Origin of the sequence: Clostridioides sp. ES-S-0010-02 (genome assembly GCA_020641055.1) — a bacterium.
Taxonomy (GTDB): Bacteria; Bacillota; Clostridia; order Peptostreptococcales; family Peptostreptococcaceae; genus Clostridioides.
On record CP067345.1, the window covers coordinates 2,198,764 to 2,213,836 of the forward strand.

Genomic DNA, 15,073 nt, shown 5'->3' on the forward strand with positions numbered 1-15,073 from the left:
AAAATATTTAAAAATTTATTTATTAGGTAAAAATATAGAAAAAGTAGAGCCTTCTTCAATTTTTGATGTAACTTTGATATATCCACCTTGAAGAGATACAATTTTTCTTGAAAGATATAGACCAATTCCAATACCATCTATATCATGTACATCTTCCTCACGATAGAATCTCTTAAAAATTTCTGCTTGGTGACTTTCTGATATGCCTTTTCCAGTATCAGTAATATCTATTTTAGCATACATAACCCAGCATTCTGTAGATATATGTATCTTACCTTTAGGACTTGTGTACTTCACTGCATTGTCTAATATATTGAAAATAGCTTCAGAAGTCCATTTTTTGTCATGACATATATATAAGTTTGAATCACAATCAACTGTAACTTCAATGTCCTTTTTTTCAGCATCAAATAAAATTCCACTAAGTGAAGTCGCAATTGTTTCATAAATCGAATTCTTTTTTTTAGATAATGAAATTATACCTGTCTCTAGTCTTGAAGTTTTTATCATAGACTGCATTAAAAATTCTAATTTATCTAATTGACCTTGCATATCCATCAAAAACTCATTTTGAATTTCAGTTTTAAGATTCTGATTCAGTAGAGTATTATTAATTATCTTTAAATTTGCAATAGGAGTTTTGATTTGATGAGAGATATCAGAAACTAATTCTTGTAAATCAGCTTTTTCCATAGCAATATTGTGGCGATTTTCTTGAATGACTTCATACATTCTAATCAGTCTATGATTAATACGTGACAAAAGTGTTTCTTCCTCCAAAGTAATTTCCAGATTATCTTTACTATTCATCATCTTATCTAAGGTTAAACATATCTCAGAGCAAAATAGAGTTATTTTTTTATGAAGTAAGAGCATGATTAATAATATAAAACCAGAGAATATTATTGTGTATATCAATAATAGAACAACTATTTTAAAATCATTAGTTATTATATAAATTGCTATATTGAATAGAATAGCTGTAAGAGCCATACTAACAGCAATTATTAAATAAATAGTATTAAAAGAAAAATTTTTAAAATTCATTTTTTTCACCTATCCACATGTATCCCATACCATATACTGTTTTAATGTATTGAGAGCCATCTTTTTCAATTTTACTTCTAATTCTACTTATAACAGATGTCAAAGTATGTTCATCTACAAAATTAGCATCTATATCCCAAAGTTTTTCTAAAAGTATTTTTCTTGTTAGAATGTTTTTGGGATTCTCAATAAATAGTTTTAAAGTACGATATTCTAATGGTGTAAATACAATTTGATTGTCATTTATATATGCACAGAACTCAGAAAAGTTAATCTTGAGATATCCATCATCATAGCAATCTTGTTTTGTTTTTGTTGTAATATGATTTAAAAGTGCTCTTACTTTTTGTTTAAACACATTGATATTAAATGGTTTTGTTATATAATCCAAAGCTCCAAGTTCATAACCTTTAATCATATCATATTCCATATCATTGGCAGTTAAAAAAATTATAGGGATATCATAATTTTCTTTAATTTTCTTGCACAAATCAAATCCACTTCTATCTGGTAGATTAACATCTAAAATAATTAAATCAAATTTGTGTTTAACAATAGATTCTAAAGAAGATATAGCTGTGAATTTTGAAATAACCATATATCCCTCTTCATTTAAGTTGTACGATAGTGTTTTATTTAATATAGTATCATCTTCCACTACTAATATTTTTTTCATATATTCACTCCTTTTATGTTTAATATTCTATATAAAGCTAATTATATAATCAAAATGTTGCTAAATTATCATATTATATTCATATAAATAAAATACTTAATAAATAATCTGTCCTAGAATTTATCATGGGACAGACTATTTATTAAATATATAAAATTATTTTAACCAAGATGGATTTCCAGGTACAAATATTCTTTTACCAAATTTTGAAGTATATTCATCCAAAGCTTTCTCAATAAGCTCATTATTGCCTTTAAAAGAAGTAGTGTTTTTTATAGTTTCAAGGTTTTGGCTAAATGGGCAAGCAGATATACACATACCACAGTCTGTGCCTAAATATCTCCATTTAATGTAACATGTTTCATGTTCAATCACCCAATTATATTTTCCATCATCACCAATTTTAATATCATTAGAAAGTGAGTGAGAAGGGCAATTAAAAGAACATTTTTTACATACTTTGCAAAAGTCTTCAAGTCCAAAATCAACATATTCATCTTCTATAAGTGGAATATCTGTAGTAACAACCCCTAGTCTAAGTCTAGAACCATAATCTTTATTTGTAAGTATTGCGTTTCTTCCTATATCACCCAATCCAGCATCACGAGCTATAAAAACAGGCATTACTAGATAATTAGCATCCATATGATTTCTAGCATCATATCCTAGGTTTCTTATGTAATAACTTAAAATCATGCCAACAATAGATGCATCTACATAACATTTTGAAGTTTCTATAACTTCACATATCATCGGGGCTCTGTTTATCATTTCTTTATCCATTTCACATCCAAATACAATTGCATATTTGTGAGATAGATTAACTTCCTCACCATAGTTTTCTTCATGTCTACCTCTATTTGTATAAATATGATAATCTTTTAATCTAGTTATACCAACCACAGAAGCTCCATATTGCTTTGCAAACCCTTTTATCTTTTTAGTCATAGATTTTGCATCTACATCCACTTTATTGTCACAAACTTTTCCTTCACATAGTGATTTTATATCAGATAAAAAGTCAAATGCACTACTTGCCATTGGAGAATTTATCTCATTATAAGTCATAGTTCCTTCACTACATAAATTTGGTCTACTTCTTATACTATCATCAACTTCTTTTTTTTCAGGATTTTTCTCATAATAGTCATTATAAGCAAAACCATTTTTTTTATAATTTGCTCTTGCAAACATAGTATTTCTTTCATCAACCCTTTTCAATTCTATTCCCCCTAGTAAAAGTATAATTAAATCATATAACCTTATCCTTACATAATTTAATTATATAAGAATAAGGTTATATTTTCAATTTAAGCGTCATTAAATTAAATAATATGTATTTATATATGTTTTATAATATTTTTACATATAAATTATATTAATGATAAATAATAAGAAATTTAAGAATAAATACGATTTGTTGTCTTTAAATGGTGTGTATTGACATACTGTAAAAAATCTTATTATAATAAATGTATGAACAATTAATATAAATTGATAAAGAAAGAAGTGAATTTATATGTCAAGAAATAAACATTCTGACAAGATGAGAAGTCAGATATTAGACGTTGCGTGGAAAATATTCGAAGAAAATGACTATGATGATGTAACTATGCAACAAATTGTGGATACTCTTGATATATCTAAAGAATCTGTATACTACCATTTTAAAGATAAAGAACTCCTGTTCGAAGAGATTATATCAAGTAATTTAAAAGTAGAGATGGAAAATTTAAAGTTAATATTAAATAATCCTAACTTTACGATTAGAGAAAAAGTGTCTGAATTTATCTTACACATATCTAGTTCAGAAATAAGGAAAAAATTGATTGATTATATGTGCCTCCAAAAAAAACCTATCTTATTTATGAAGAGTATAAGAGCATCTACGCTTGAAATGACCCCTTTACTATCTTGCTTAATAAAACAAGGTGTTGAAGAAGGCATTTTTAAAACTGATTATCCAAACGAAATGTCTGAAGTATTTATAATATTAATAAATATTTGGTTAGACCCAGTATTGTTTAATGAGAGTACAGAAAAACATTTCAAACGTATTGAGTGTCTTGCTAATTTATTAAGTGCAAGTGGTGTACATATTATAACTGATAATGATTTAAAATCAATTAAAGCCTTTTATAGAGAATGTTCTAAAGGTGAATAGTCTATAAATAAAAAACTGTAACTAGATTTGAGAAAAAACAAATTTAATTACAGTTTTTTTAGTAAAATAGGTGTATCAATATATTTTTAACAAAAGATAAGAAGAAATACTATTTTAAAAGTTTAAAAATAAAAGGAGTAGAAAATTGAATTTATTAATTATTGAAGATGATACAAACTTAAATGAAGGTCTTTTTTATGCTTTTGAAAGTGAAGGATTTAATGTTTTAAAAGCTTATACAAAACAAGAGGGCTTACATATATTTAATAATAAAAATATAGATTTTATAATTTTAGATTGTAATCTGCCAGACGGAAATGGATTTGATATATGTAAGCAAATACGAGAAATGTCAGATATTCCAATTATAATGCTTACTGCAAGAGATTCAGAGATTGATGAGGTAACAGGATTAGAAATAGGTTTAGATGATTATATCACAAAGCCGTTTTCTTTGTCTGTATTAAAAGCGAGGGTTAAAGTAGCAATAAGAAAAAAATCAAATAATAAAGTGCTGTATTCTAATGGTATAAGATTAGACCAAAAGTTATTAAAGGTGTATAAAAATGAAGTAGATTTGGAACTTAGTGCTGTAGAATATAAGCTTATTAATTATTTAATTGAGAATAAAGGACAAATATTATTGAAGGAACAAATTTTACATCATATATGGGATAGTGAAGAAAATTATGTTGATGAGAATATTATATCTGTAAATATAAGAAGACTTAGAATGAAGGTAGAGGATAATCCATCTAATCCAAAGTATATAAAAACAGCTTATGGAATGGGCTATCTATGGAATGAGGTGGAATAAATATGTTACTATTATTTGTTGCAATATGTATGATAATTATAGCTATAATAACTATTAAAAAAAGTCAAAATACATGTGACGAATTAAGTCTAATGCTAAATCAATTATTGGAAGGTAAAGAAATTTCTTATCCAGATACAAAAGATACAAGAATATCAAAAATTTCTTACCAAGTAAAAAAAGTTAAAGATATGATAGAGATAGAAGTAGAGCAGTCAAAATCAGAAAAGGAAGCAATTAAAAGTTTAATTTCAAATATGTCACATCAATTAAAAACACCACTTTCAAATATTACCATTTACTGTGAACTTTTAGAAAATAGTAATCTTCCTACATCAAAAAAAGTAGAATTTTTACAAAAAATGAAAAATCAAACTTTTAAAATTGACTGGTTATTAGAGTCTCTATTTAAGATGACTAAATTAGAAGATGGGGTTATCAAATTTGAAGCAGAAGAACTACTAATTAAAGACACTATTGTTCAAAGTATTAGTACTGTTTTTAATAAAGCAGAATCTAAAAACATAAAAATAAATTTAGAAATATTTTCAGATATAAAGTTATTTCATAATAAAAAATGGACTATAGAGGCAATTGTAAATGTCTTAGAAAATGCAATAAAATATTCACCATCAAATAGTATGATTACTATTTCTGTAGAAAAAATGGAACTATATACTAAAATTATAATCAAAGATGAAGGAATAGGCATTGATGGTAAAGAGTTGAACAATATTTTTAAACGATTTTATAGAGGTAAAAATGTTGAAAATCAAAATGGTACAGGAATTGGTCTCTATCTTACAAGATTAATTTTAGAAAAAGAAAAAGGGAATATTATAGTAGAATCCAAATTAGGAAGCGGAAGTTGTTTTAGTATCTTCTTACAAAATTGTAAGAGTTTAAATTAACTTTGTAGGATGGGTGTAATTATCGTCACTTACAATATCTTATAAGAACTTATATTTTAAGTTATGTTGAAAGGAGAAATAAAATGAGTATATTAGTGACGAATCATTTAGTAAAACATTATGGAGAATATGAAAACAAGGTCAATGCACTAAATGGGGTAAGCATAGAAATTGAAAAGGCTACATTTACTGCTATAGTTGGAACTTCTGGGTCTGGTAAAAGTACATTATTAAACATTATAGGTGGGTTGGATAGCCCATCATCAGGAGATGTAATAATTAAGGGTAAAAACATATCTAAATTAAGAAAAAAGGATTTGACTGTATTTAGAAGAAGGAATATAGGTTTTATATTTCAAAATTACAGTTTAATACCAGTATTAAATGTCTATGATAATATTGCTCTTCCTGTTACATTGGATAAAGGAAATTATGTAGATCATAGCTATATTGAAATGTTAATGAATACATTAGGTATTTGGGACAAACGTCTAAAATTTCCAAGTGAACTTTCTGGTGGACAACAACAGAGAGTAGCAATTGCTAGAGCCTTAGCAAATAAACCTGCACTTATACTAGCTGATGAACCAACAGGAAATCTCGATAGTAAGACTACAATGGAAGTAGTATGTTTACTAAAAGAAAGTAGTGCAAAATTTCACCAAACAATACTTATGGTAACACATAATGAAAATATAGCACAAATATGCGATTCTATTATACATATTGAAGATGGAATTGTAGTAAATAATGGTGGTGAAATACTATGATATCTTTAATGAAGTTTGCAATTCAATATATTAAACATTATAAAAAACAATCTATATCTATAATCTTAAGCATCGTACTATCAGTAGCCTTATTGACAGGAATTGGTTCTTTAGTAAATAGTGCAAATAAAAGTAAAATTGAGAAAATAAGAGCGGATAATGGAGATTATCATTTTTATTTTAAGGTAGATAATAAACAACTACAAAAAATTAAGAAAGACAAAAAATCAAATGAATACACTGTAAATAGACTTGGTATCACAAATACTAAAGGTTCTATAGATGAACCTTTCATTATGAATTTTTTAAATGTGGATTCATCTTATTTAGATATGACAGGTAGAAAATTATTGAAAGGAAAGCTTCCTAGCAAAGAAGGAGAAATAGCACTTGATACCTATTCATTAAATAATTTAAATATAAAAGAAAAAATTGGAACAGAGATAAATTTAGACGGAAAAACTTATAAGTTATGTGGGATTTTATCTGATATTTTAAATCCAGAAACTGCTTTAGAGGGCTTTGTAGATAGTTCTACATTTTCTGAAGAAAATGGTAATTATATGGTTTATGTAAAATTTGATGAAAATAAAAATATAAAAAAACAGAGTGCTAGATTTATGAGAGAATTTAGTATATCGAAAAAAAGTTCCTATGTAAACTGGAATTTATCAAGTGAATTTGGTGTAAAACCTCCAATAACTTTTGAAAGATATAGTGTATTTCAATTTTTAAATTCTTTAAAATTAAATACAAATGCAATTGTTTTGATTATTGGAATATTTAGTGCAGCAGCAATATATAGTATTTTCCATGTTTCGATACTTCAAAGAATATCACAATATGGCGTTTTAGAAGTGTTAGGTGCTAATAATAAGCAACTTTTACTACTCTTGTTTTTAGAATTATTTTTACTTTTTATCATAGGTTTTCCTATAGGATGTATTTTAGGCATAGGAGTAGCTTCAACAATACATCAACAATTTCCTCATATATTCTTAGGTAGTGATATTATTCCAGGGTCATTTTTTATAAGTGAAAAATCTATTTACTTAGGATTTTTGTTTTTAGCATTATTGTTAATTTTAATCACTGTACGAGTTGTATATAAGCTAAGCAAATATTCTAGTATTGAGTCAATGAAAAATTTTGAAGTTATTAGTAAACAGAATAGAGAGATAAAAAGTATAAAGTTTTCTAACATTACAGCAGTATTATCTCATAAATATATGACTCAAAAAAAAGGAATGTTTATAGGGATTTTGTGTTCATTAGCACTTGGGGGAATTATTTTTCTATGTTCTAGCTATTCTATACAACTTACTAGAAATAATAACGAGCTTACAATGAAGGCTGATGATGGTTTAAATTCTGATTATCAAATAGCTATGCAAACAACTGATTTTGATATAGGAATACCAAAAGATAAAATTTCAAGACTAAACGAAGTAGAAGGTGTATCAAGTATTCACCCAGTAAGGTATTTTTTTGGCGGTATACACATTAGAGATGAACAATTACTTTGGAAAAATTTCTTTAAACCTCTTGAAAAAGATTACAGAATAAAGAATTTTTTCAATGGAATTTGCACTAAACAAAGTGATGGGGGATACCTTTTAAAGACAAATATCTATGGATATAATGCTAACATGTTAAAAGGATTAAATCCTTATATTATTGATGGAAAAATTGATAATTCTGACATGGTTAAAAATAATAAAGTGATTGTTAGACTTCCTATGGATGGTACTGGTATATATGGTGCAGTTGACATAAAGCCAGGAGATACTATCAAAGTTAAAGTGCCAAAAACAATGAAACCTACTGATGAGACTATTAAGTTTAAAGAAGAAGATAAAAATGATTATACAGTAAAAGAATTTGTAGTTGCTGCTACTGTAAAACGTGTAATGGCAAATAATATATACTTTATTGGCGATTATGGCATGGATATAGTTATGACAAATGAACAAATGGAAAGTAATTTTAATATCATAAATTACAATATGGCCAGTATAAAAAAGACGAAAGAAAGCAATAGCATGGAAGTAGCTAAAGAAATAAAAAATGTTATACATAATATAAAACGATGTATTGTGACAGATTATACTATTGCTATTGAAAAAAATAATATTTATTTAAACCAGAAATTATTGTTTATATATGGTATCGTATTTGTACTTCTAAGCATAAGTTTGTTTCATATTATCAATACAGTGAGTTATTTAGTTTTTTCAAGAAGACATGAATTTGGAATTTTAAGAGCTATGGGAATCACAGATAATAAGTTTTTGATTATGATGATGAGGGAAGGTTTTTTATATGGACTATATGCAAGTATTATAATGGTAATTGGAAGTATTATTGGGCAATCTATGATTTATTTTATAGTAAAACGCGTATATTTATATATAAATCCAGTTTTCAATATAAATATGTCTCTATATGTGGGTATGATTATTTTAAATATTACTATTAGTATTATTGCAGTTATCATTCCAGTAAAACAAATATTAAAGAGTGATATTATTTCAGAAATAAATAGAGATTAAAATTCTTAATAAAGATTAATAAATTAAACTATGTAAATATTAAATAACCTCTTAATTGATATACAGTAAAGTTATGTCAATTAAGAGGTCTATATTAGTTTTTAATCTAAATAAATTACATAAAATGCTTTAAAATATATTATTTTGTATAGTTATCAAAATAACCTTGTATGTAAATAATAGGAGTACCTTTATCTCCACTTCCAGAAGTTAAATCTGCTAAAGAACCTATAAGGTCTGTAAGTCTTCTTGGAGTAGTACCTTGAGAAACCATATTTCCTGTTAAATCATCAGATTTATTATCTTTTTCAACTATGTATTTTGAAATTGCTTCTTTTAACTCATCTCCAGATAAGTCAGCAAAATCATTATCAGCTAAATATTTTAATTTCACCTCATTTGGAGTACCTTCTAAGCCTTTTGTATAAGCAGGAGAAACTACTGGGTCAGCTAGCTCCCATATTTTCCCTACAGGGTCTTTGAACGCTCCATCTCCATAAACCATTACCTCTACATTTTTACCTGTAATTTCTTTTATATTGCTTTGAATTTTATTTACAACTTCATCACAATTTATAGGGAATAATTTTACAGTTTCTTCTGTAGCTTTGTTTGAACCTAAAAGTCCATATTGGTCATTATACCCACTACCATCTACACTTGATGTCATTATATCATCAAGAGAATATACCTTTTTAGCACCATTTTGATTTAAAATTCTCTTTGTTCTTTGTCTTGTATGTATATCACAAGTTAAAACACTTGTTGTGTAATTAAGTATAGTTTTTGGATTGTTAGCAAAAACTATTTCTACTTCTGCACCACACTCTTTAATTAAATTTTTATAATAATCAACATAATCAACACCAGTAAATGTATGTTTATTATATCCAAATAGTTCTCTATATTTTTCTTCTGTTAACACATCTGACCAAGGGTTTATTCCTTTGTCATCAAGTTCATCAATACTTATCAAGTGATTTCCAACCTCATCAGAAGGGTAGCTTAACATTAATACAACTTTTCTACATCCTTTTGCAATACCCTTTAGACATATTGCAAAACGATTTCTACTTAAAATTGGAAATATAACACCAACAGTATCATCTCCAAATTTATCTTTTACATCTTTCGCTATATTGTCAACATGAGCATAGTTTCCTTGTGCTCTAGCAACAACAGCTTCTGTAACAGCAATTACATCTTTGTCTCTAACTTCAAAGTTTTCACTCTTTGATGCATTTAAGACAGAATCAACAACTATTTTAACTAAGTCATCTCCTTGTCTTATAATAGGTGCTCTAACACCTCTTGAAACAGTTCCAACTAATCTATCCATTATTTAAAATCCTCCTAAAGAATTAATATTGTCATATTAGTACCATGTATATTATAATTCAAATATAATCATAAGTAAAATAAATAATACTAATATTTGATATAAGGAGTAGTTATGTATGAACGTAAAACTTGAATTATATAAAGTTTTCAATGCAGTTGTAAGTCATAAGAGCTTTTCTGTTGCTGCCAAAGAATTATTTATGTCACAGCCAGCTGTAAGCCAATCAATTAAACAATTAGAAGAACAATTAGATACTATATTATTTTATAGAAATAATAAAGGTGTAAAGTTAACTCCAGAAGGGAAAATTTTAAGTGAACATGTTGCTACTGCATTAAACTTAATCGCATCAGGAGAAGATAGAATAAATAAATTTAAAAAATTGGAATATGGTTCATTAAAAATTGGAGTAGGAGATACAGCAGCACGTTTTTTTCTATTAAAGTATTTGGAAATTTTTCATAAGAAATACCCACATATACATGTATCTACAATAAATAGAACTAGTAGAGAACTTATATCCTTACTTAAAGATGGTAATATTGATATAGCAATCATAAATATGCCAATAGAAGATGAAACATTAAATATCGTTGAATGTATTGAGATACATGACATATTTGTATGTGCAAATGATTACATAGAATACAAAGGAAAGCAAATATCTTTAGAAGAATTAAATTTGTTACCTTTGATAATGTTAGAAAATAAAGCAAATTCAAGGCTTTATGTAAATGAATATTTTTTATCAAAAGGTATAAAGCTAAATCCAGATATAGAATTAGGCTCTCATGAATTACTTTTAGAATTTGCATATATAAATCTTGGAGTATCTTGTGTTATAGAAGAATTTAGCATAGATTACTTAAATAGTGGAAAATTATTCAAATTAGACATAAAAGAGCCAATACCTAAAAGAAGTATAGGTTATTGCCATTTGAAAAATATCTCTCTATCACTAGCAACAAAAGAGTTTTTAAGTATGATATCTAATAATATGTAAGTTTATATTTGGCATTTCTAAAATAAGATGTATCTTACAATAAATAGAACTAGTAGAGAACTTATATTATTACTAATAATGTTGTAGATTTGAGAGATTTATAATAAGCTAATTTTTATTAAATTAGAAATAAGGTTAATTTGAGCACATTTATATAATTAATATCGTATTTTAAATATGAACAGTATATTAGATTAATGTATAAAGGAGGATTAGAAATGTCTGATTCTGAATATCCTCAAATGAAAACCTTAGAAACTAGAAACTGCATACTAAGACCTGCATCATTAAATGATACTGAGGATTTTTTTGATTGTTATAAAAATAAAGTAGTAGTAAAACATTTACCATTTAATGAGCATAAGTCTTTAGAAGACACAAGAAAATTTATAAAATCATTTTTTTTAAATCCATATAAAAAAGGAAAAATAGGTCACTTTGCAATAGTGTACAAAAGAGATAATAAAGTTATTGGGAATATGGGGTTTAATAATATAAATCCAAAGGCATTGGAAGCTGAAATTGGCGTATGTATTAATCCCAATTACTGGGGTCATGACTTTGCTACTGAGATAACTAAAAGAGTAATACAATATGGATTTAGAGAACTAAATCTAAATAAAATCATTGCGATAACCTATGAGGAAAATGCGAATTCTACAAAATCATTAGATTTATTGGGTTTTAAATGTGTAGGAAAATATATCAAAAAAATTCATACTGGAAGCACAATAAAAAATGTCCCATGTTATCAGTATGAATTGAAAAAATAATGAGTATTTAGTGTTCTAATAAATGTTAGATAAAAACAATGCCAAAATCATATTATATCTACTAAAAAGGTTTAGTATATTAATTAATATACTCACACTTTAATATGATATGATTTTGGCATCTATAAGTTATTAAAAACTATATAAACAAAGTTATAAAACAACTTATTAATTTTCTAAGTTTTTAAATCCTTCTCCAAGAACCTCATGTACATCTGTAACAATAACAAATGCAGTAGGGTCAGTCTTTTTAACTAATCTCTTAAGATAAAGTTCTTGCTTTTTAGAAACTACAACAAGTAGTACTTCCTTGTTTTCTCTAGTGTAACCACCTTTACCATCAAGAATAGTAAGACCTCTATCAAGTTCTTTTGTTATGGCTTGTCTTAAACTTTCAGGTTCTTCAGAAATAATAAAAAATGCTTTTGAATGATCAAATCCTTCCATTATCATATCTGCTATTTTTATTAAGACACAAAGTGCTATCCCAGAGTAAAGGCCTGTTTCTATACTACGATTTACTATACCAGAAGATATAACGACCATTCCATCTAAACAAGACATAAATTTTGTAGCTTTTATCCCTGGAAACTTTTTACTAAGTATAAGTGCAATTAAATCTGTTCCTCCAGTAGAAGCATCTGATTTAAACATTATTCCTAAACCTATCCCAACTAAAATTCCTCCTGCAATAGCTGATAGTAGTAAGTCATCAGTTAATCTCAATTTTGATAGTGGGTCTGTCAATTGGACTATAGCAGAGAATACTATTGTCCCAAATAACGTTTTTAATGAATTTTTTGTACCCATAATTCTGAAAGCAAGTATTACTAATGGAACACCTATGATTAACATGATAGCTGATACTGGAAGTCCTGTAACTTTATTTAACACTAAAGATAGACCACTAAGCCCTCCAGGAGCAATTGTATGTGGTTTTAAAAACATATTTATACCAATACTCATTGATATACAACCAAAAAATAACCCAAGCATTTCAAGTAAAATTGGCGACTTTTGTTTTTTCATATAAACACCTCCATGAACTTGTCACAATTTAATATTATAACATATTTGACCAGTTTATATTATATAAAATTTCTTGACATAAGCAATTTCAAGTGTTTTATTATTCTTAATATTTGTGAAATATTTCCAAAATACATGATTTTCTGTCATTCTTCTAACACGATTATTTTTTAGTGGAAATTTTTTATATGTTATAATTTTTAATTCTTTTATTAAAGTATCCCCTATAAAAGTGGTTCTATGATATGCTTTTCTATTTTCATTAATATACACATATTATTTTGTATCCAGATTTAGATAGTTTAATATTTAATAAGTAATTTTAAACTGTTTTATATATCATCACTGTTTTGTATATTGTTACAGTGCTTTATTAAATAACAGATAACTTGATAATATAAAACTATACACATATAATTTAAGATAGTATCATATTTAATAAGATTTACCTTAAAAATAGTTAAAGAACACAAATATATAAGTTTTGGAAAAGAGTTGATTAAATGCGTAAGTCTGGATACAGGACAATACTTTACTCGTACATTATTTTTTTCTTAGTGCTTTTCTGCCTGGCTTTAACTGCAATAGGAATTTTCTTATCACTTATTAATGTCCAGCATCCAAATGGAAAAAGCATATGTAGTGACTGGCCTCAAAATTTTATGGAAAGTTTTACTGAGCAAATTATATTTATAGATAATAAACCACAAATAAAACAATCTGGTTTGGAAAAGCTTCGGGAAAATCAATTATGGATACAAATCTTAGATAGTTATGGAAATAGAGTTTATGGATTTTCAGAACCAAAAAATCATAAAAATCATTATTCTAATTCTGAGTTATTGGAATTAGCCAAGAAAGATACTCCAAATGCTGATACGGTATACTTGAGTACTATTAAAAATAATGAGGATGAATTTATTTATATTATACACTTTCCACTTAATATTTCTAAAGTAACAATGTTTTTTGATGGGACTAAATTTATAGGTGGAAAACCTATTGTGCTTTCAATAATAGGTATTATATTTTTAATAGTTTTAATTTCTGGAATTGCCTATGGATATTGGATAACAAAATTTATTTCACGAATCACGTCTTCTGTTAGTGATATTGCAAAGAGAACATATCTTCCAACCAAAGCGAAAGGAGCTTTTGCTGATGTCTATGATAGTTTGAATACTCTTAATGAAGAAATTCATATCAGTGATGAAATGAAAAAGAAAACAGATATTATACGAGAAGAATGGATTTCAAATATAACTCACGATTTAAAAACTCCCCTTTCGCCAATAAAAGGATATGCAGAGATACTTGTAGACACTGATAATATTCTTTCATATGAACAAGTACATAAATATGCTTCTATCATGCTTAAGAATATAGAATATACAAATACACTTATTAGCGATTTAAAGTTAACATATCAATTAGAAAATGGTATCATTCCGTTGAATAAGCAAAATAGCAACTTGATAAGGTTTTTGAAAGAGTTAGCTATTGATATTTTGAACTATCCAGAATATGGAACTAATACAATTGAATTTGACAGTAACATTGACAATATTAAATTTACTTTTGATTCTACACTTCTAAAGCGTGCATTTAGTAATCTGATTATTAATGCTTTTATGCATGGAAGCCAAGATACCAAAGTTTCTTTGAATGTAATGATATATGATAAAATTAATATAACTGTTTTAGATAATGGGAGAGGAATGACAGAGGAGGAAGTATCAAATTTATTTAATCGTTATTATCGTGGCACTAATACAGAACAAAAAACAGAAGGAACTGGTTTGGGATTGGCAATAACAAAGCAAATTATTGAGCTTCATAGAGGAACTATATCGGTCGAGAGTATTTTATCTTTAGGAACTACATTTCATATTTCCTTTCCTATCAATTAAGGTTAAATAAGGTTAAATAAAAGATATATTAAGGTTGATAAATTATCATATTTATATGGTAGTTATCAACCTTTTCTTA

General features: G+C 26.7%; 13 protein-coding genes. 8 read left to right on the top strand and 5 right to left on the bottom strand.

The features are described from left to right. Positions 1-15 precede the first annotated feature (15 nt). The 3 genes from JJC01_09955 to JJC01_09965 form a co-directional block, all read right to left on the bottom strand. Entirely contained in the window at positions 16-1,047 is a 1,032-nt protein-coding gene (locus JJC01_09955; GenBank protein ID UDN56524.1) for a HAMP domain-containing histidine kinase, read from the bottom strand. Continuing rightward, positions 1,037-1,723 (bottom strand): response regulator transcription factor, encoded by a 687-nt coding sequence (locus JJC01_09960; GenBank protein ID UDN56525.1) that lies wholly within the window; start codon positions 1,721-1,723, stop codon positions 1,037-1,039. The genes JJC01_09955 and JJC01_09960 overlap by 11 nt, the downstream gene beginning before the upstream one ends. A gap of 156 nt (positions 1,724-1,879) precedes the next feature. Further along, complete coding sequence (locus JJC01_09965) at positions 1,880-2,944, bottom strand: 4Fe-4S ferredoxin (GenBank protein ID UDN56526.1); 1,065 nt, start codon at positions 2,942-2,944, stop codon at positions 1,880-1,882. Between the two features lie 298 nt (positions 2,945-3,242). Here JJC01_09965 and JJC01_09970 point away from each other — a divergent pair, with 298 nt between their 5' ends. The 5 genes from JJC01_09970 (at position 3,243) to JJC01_09990 (ending at position 8,937) form a co-directional block, all read left to right on the top strand. Beyond that, entirely contained in the window at positions 3,243-3,887 is a 645-nt protein-coding gene (locus tag JJC01_09970; GenBank protein ID UDN56527.1) for a TetR/AcrR family transcriptional regulator, read from the top strand. 145 nt (positions 3,888-4,032) lie between these two features. Beyond that, positions 4,033-4,704: a response regulator transcription factor gene (locus tag JJC01_09975; protein UDN56528.1), complete on the top strand. Its 672-nt coding sequence runs from the start codon at positions 4,033-4,035 to the stop codon at positions 4,702-4,704. A gap of 2 nt (positions 4,705-4,706) precedes the next feature. Then, complete coding sequence (locus JJC01_09980; protein UDN56529.1) at positions 4,707-5,615, top strand: HAMP domain-containing histidine kinase; 909 nt, start codon at positions 4,707-4,709, stop codon at positions 5,613-5,615. A gap of 83 nt (positions 5,616-5,698) precedes the next feature. Next, positions 5,699-6,385, top strand: a complete 687-nt coding sequence (locus JJC01_09985; GenBank protein ID UDN56530.1) for an ABC transporter ATP-binding protein — start codon at positions 5,699-5,701, stop codon at positions 6,383-6,385. Further along, positions 6,382-8,937 (top strand): FtsX-like permease family protein, encoded by a 2,556-nt coding sequence (locus JJC01_09990; GenBank protein UDN56531.1) that lies wholly within the window; start codon positions 6,382-6,384, stop codon positions 8,935-8,937. Before JJC01_09985 ends, JJC01_09990 begins: the two co-directional genes overlap by 4 nt. Before the next feature lie 139 nt (positions 8,938-9,076). Here JJC01_09990 and JJC01_09995 read toward each other — a convergent pair whose 3' ends face one another. Beyond that, the gene (locus JJC01_09995; GenBank protein UDN56532.1) at positions 9,077-10,276 is read right to left on the bottom strand and encodes a coenzyme F420-0:L-glutamate ligase; all 1,200 of its coding nucleotides are present in this window, start codon (positions 10,274-10,276) and stop codon (positions 9,077-9,079) included. 118 nt (positions 10,277-10,394) lie between these two features. Here JJC01_09995 and JJC01_10000 point away from each other — a divergent pair, with 118 nt between their 5' ends. Continuing rightward, positions 10,395-11,282 carry a LysR family transcriptional regulator gene (locus tag JJC01_10000; GenBank protein ID UDN56533.1) on the top strand — a complete coding sequence of 296 codons (888 nt, stop codon included), beginning with the start codon at positions 10,395-10,397 and terminating at the stop codon, positions 11,280-11,282. Between the two features lie 218 nt (positions 11,283-11,500). Then, complete coding sequence (locus JJC01_10005) at positions 11,501-12,055, top strand: GNAT family N-acetyltransferase (GenBank protein UDN56534.1); 555 nt, start codon at positions 11,501-11,503, stop codon at positions 12,053-12,055. Positions 12,056-12,223: 168 nt separating this feature from the next. Here JJC01_10005 and JJC01_10010 read toward each other — a convergent pair whose 3' ends face one another. After that, positions 12,224-13,084 carry a YitT family protein gene (locus tag JJC01_10010; GenBank protein ID UDN56535.1) on the bottom strand — a complete coding sequence of 287 codons (861 nt, stop codon included), beginning with the start codon at positions 13,082-13,084 and terminating at the stop codon, positions 12,224-12,226. A 503-nt stretch (positions 13,085-13,587) separates the two neighbouring features. Here JJC01_10010 and JJC01_10015 point away from each other — a divergent pair. Beyond that, on the top strand, positions 13,588-14,994 hold the full coding sequence (locus tag JJC01_10015; protein UDN56536.1) for a HAMP domain-containing histidine kinase: 1,407 nt from the start codon (positions 13,588-13,590) through the stop codon (positions 14,992-14,994). Positions 14,995-15,073 lie beyond the last annotated feature (79 nt).

What these genes read in the sequence shown, in the direction of transcription:
- JJC01_09955 (UDN56524.1), bottom strand. Translation starts at nt 1,047, where the DNA reads ATGAATTTTAAAAATTTTTCTTTTAATACTATTTATTTAATAATTGCT.
- JJC01_09960 (UDN56525.1), bottom strand. Translation starts at nt 1,723, where the DNA reads ATGAAAAAAATATTAGTAGTGGAAGATGATACTATATTAAATAAAACA.
- JJC01_09970 (UDN56527.1), top strand. Translation starts at nt 3,243, where the DNA reads ATGTCAAGAAATAAACATTCTGACAAGATGAGAAGTCAGATATTAGAC.
- JJC01_09980 (UDN56529.1), top strand. Translation starts at nt 4,707, where the DNA reads ATGTTACTATTATTTGTTGCAATATGTATGATAATTATAGCTATAATA.
- JJC01_09985 (UDN56530.1), top strand. Translation starts at nt 5,699, where the DNA reads ATGAGTATATTAGTGACGAATCATTTAGTAAAACATTATGGAGAATAT.
- JJC01_09990 (UDN56531.1), top strand. Translation starts at nt 6,382, where the DNA reads ATGATATCTTTAATGAAGTTTGCAATTCAATATATTAAACATTATAAA.
- JJC01_09995 (UDN56532.1), bottom strand. Translation starts at nt 10,276, where the DNA reads ATGGATAGATTAGTTGGAACTGTTTCAAGAGGTGTTAGAGCACCTATT.
- JJC01_10000 (UDN56533.1), top strand. Translation starts at nt 10,395, where the DNA reads ATGAACGTAAAACTTGAATTATATAAAGTTTTCAATGCAGTTGTAAGT.
- JJC01_10005 (UDN56534.1), top strand. Translation starts at nt 11,501, where the DNA reads ATGTCTGATTCTGAATATCCTCAAATGAAAACCTTAGAAACTAGAAAC.
- JJC01_10010 (UDN56535.1), bottom strand. Translation starts at nt 13,084, where the DNA reads ATGAAAAAACAAAAGTCGCCAATTTTACTTGAAATGCTTGGGTTATTT.
- JJC01_10015 (UDN56536.1), top strand. Translation starts at nt 13,588, where the DNA reads ATGCGTAAGTCTGGATACAGGACAATACTTTACTCGTACATTATTTTT.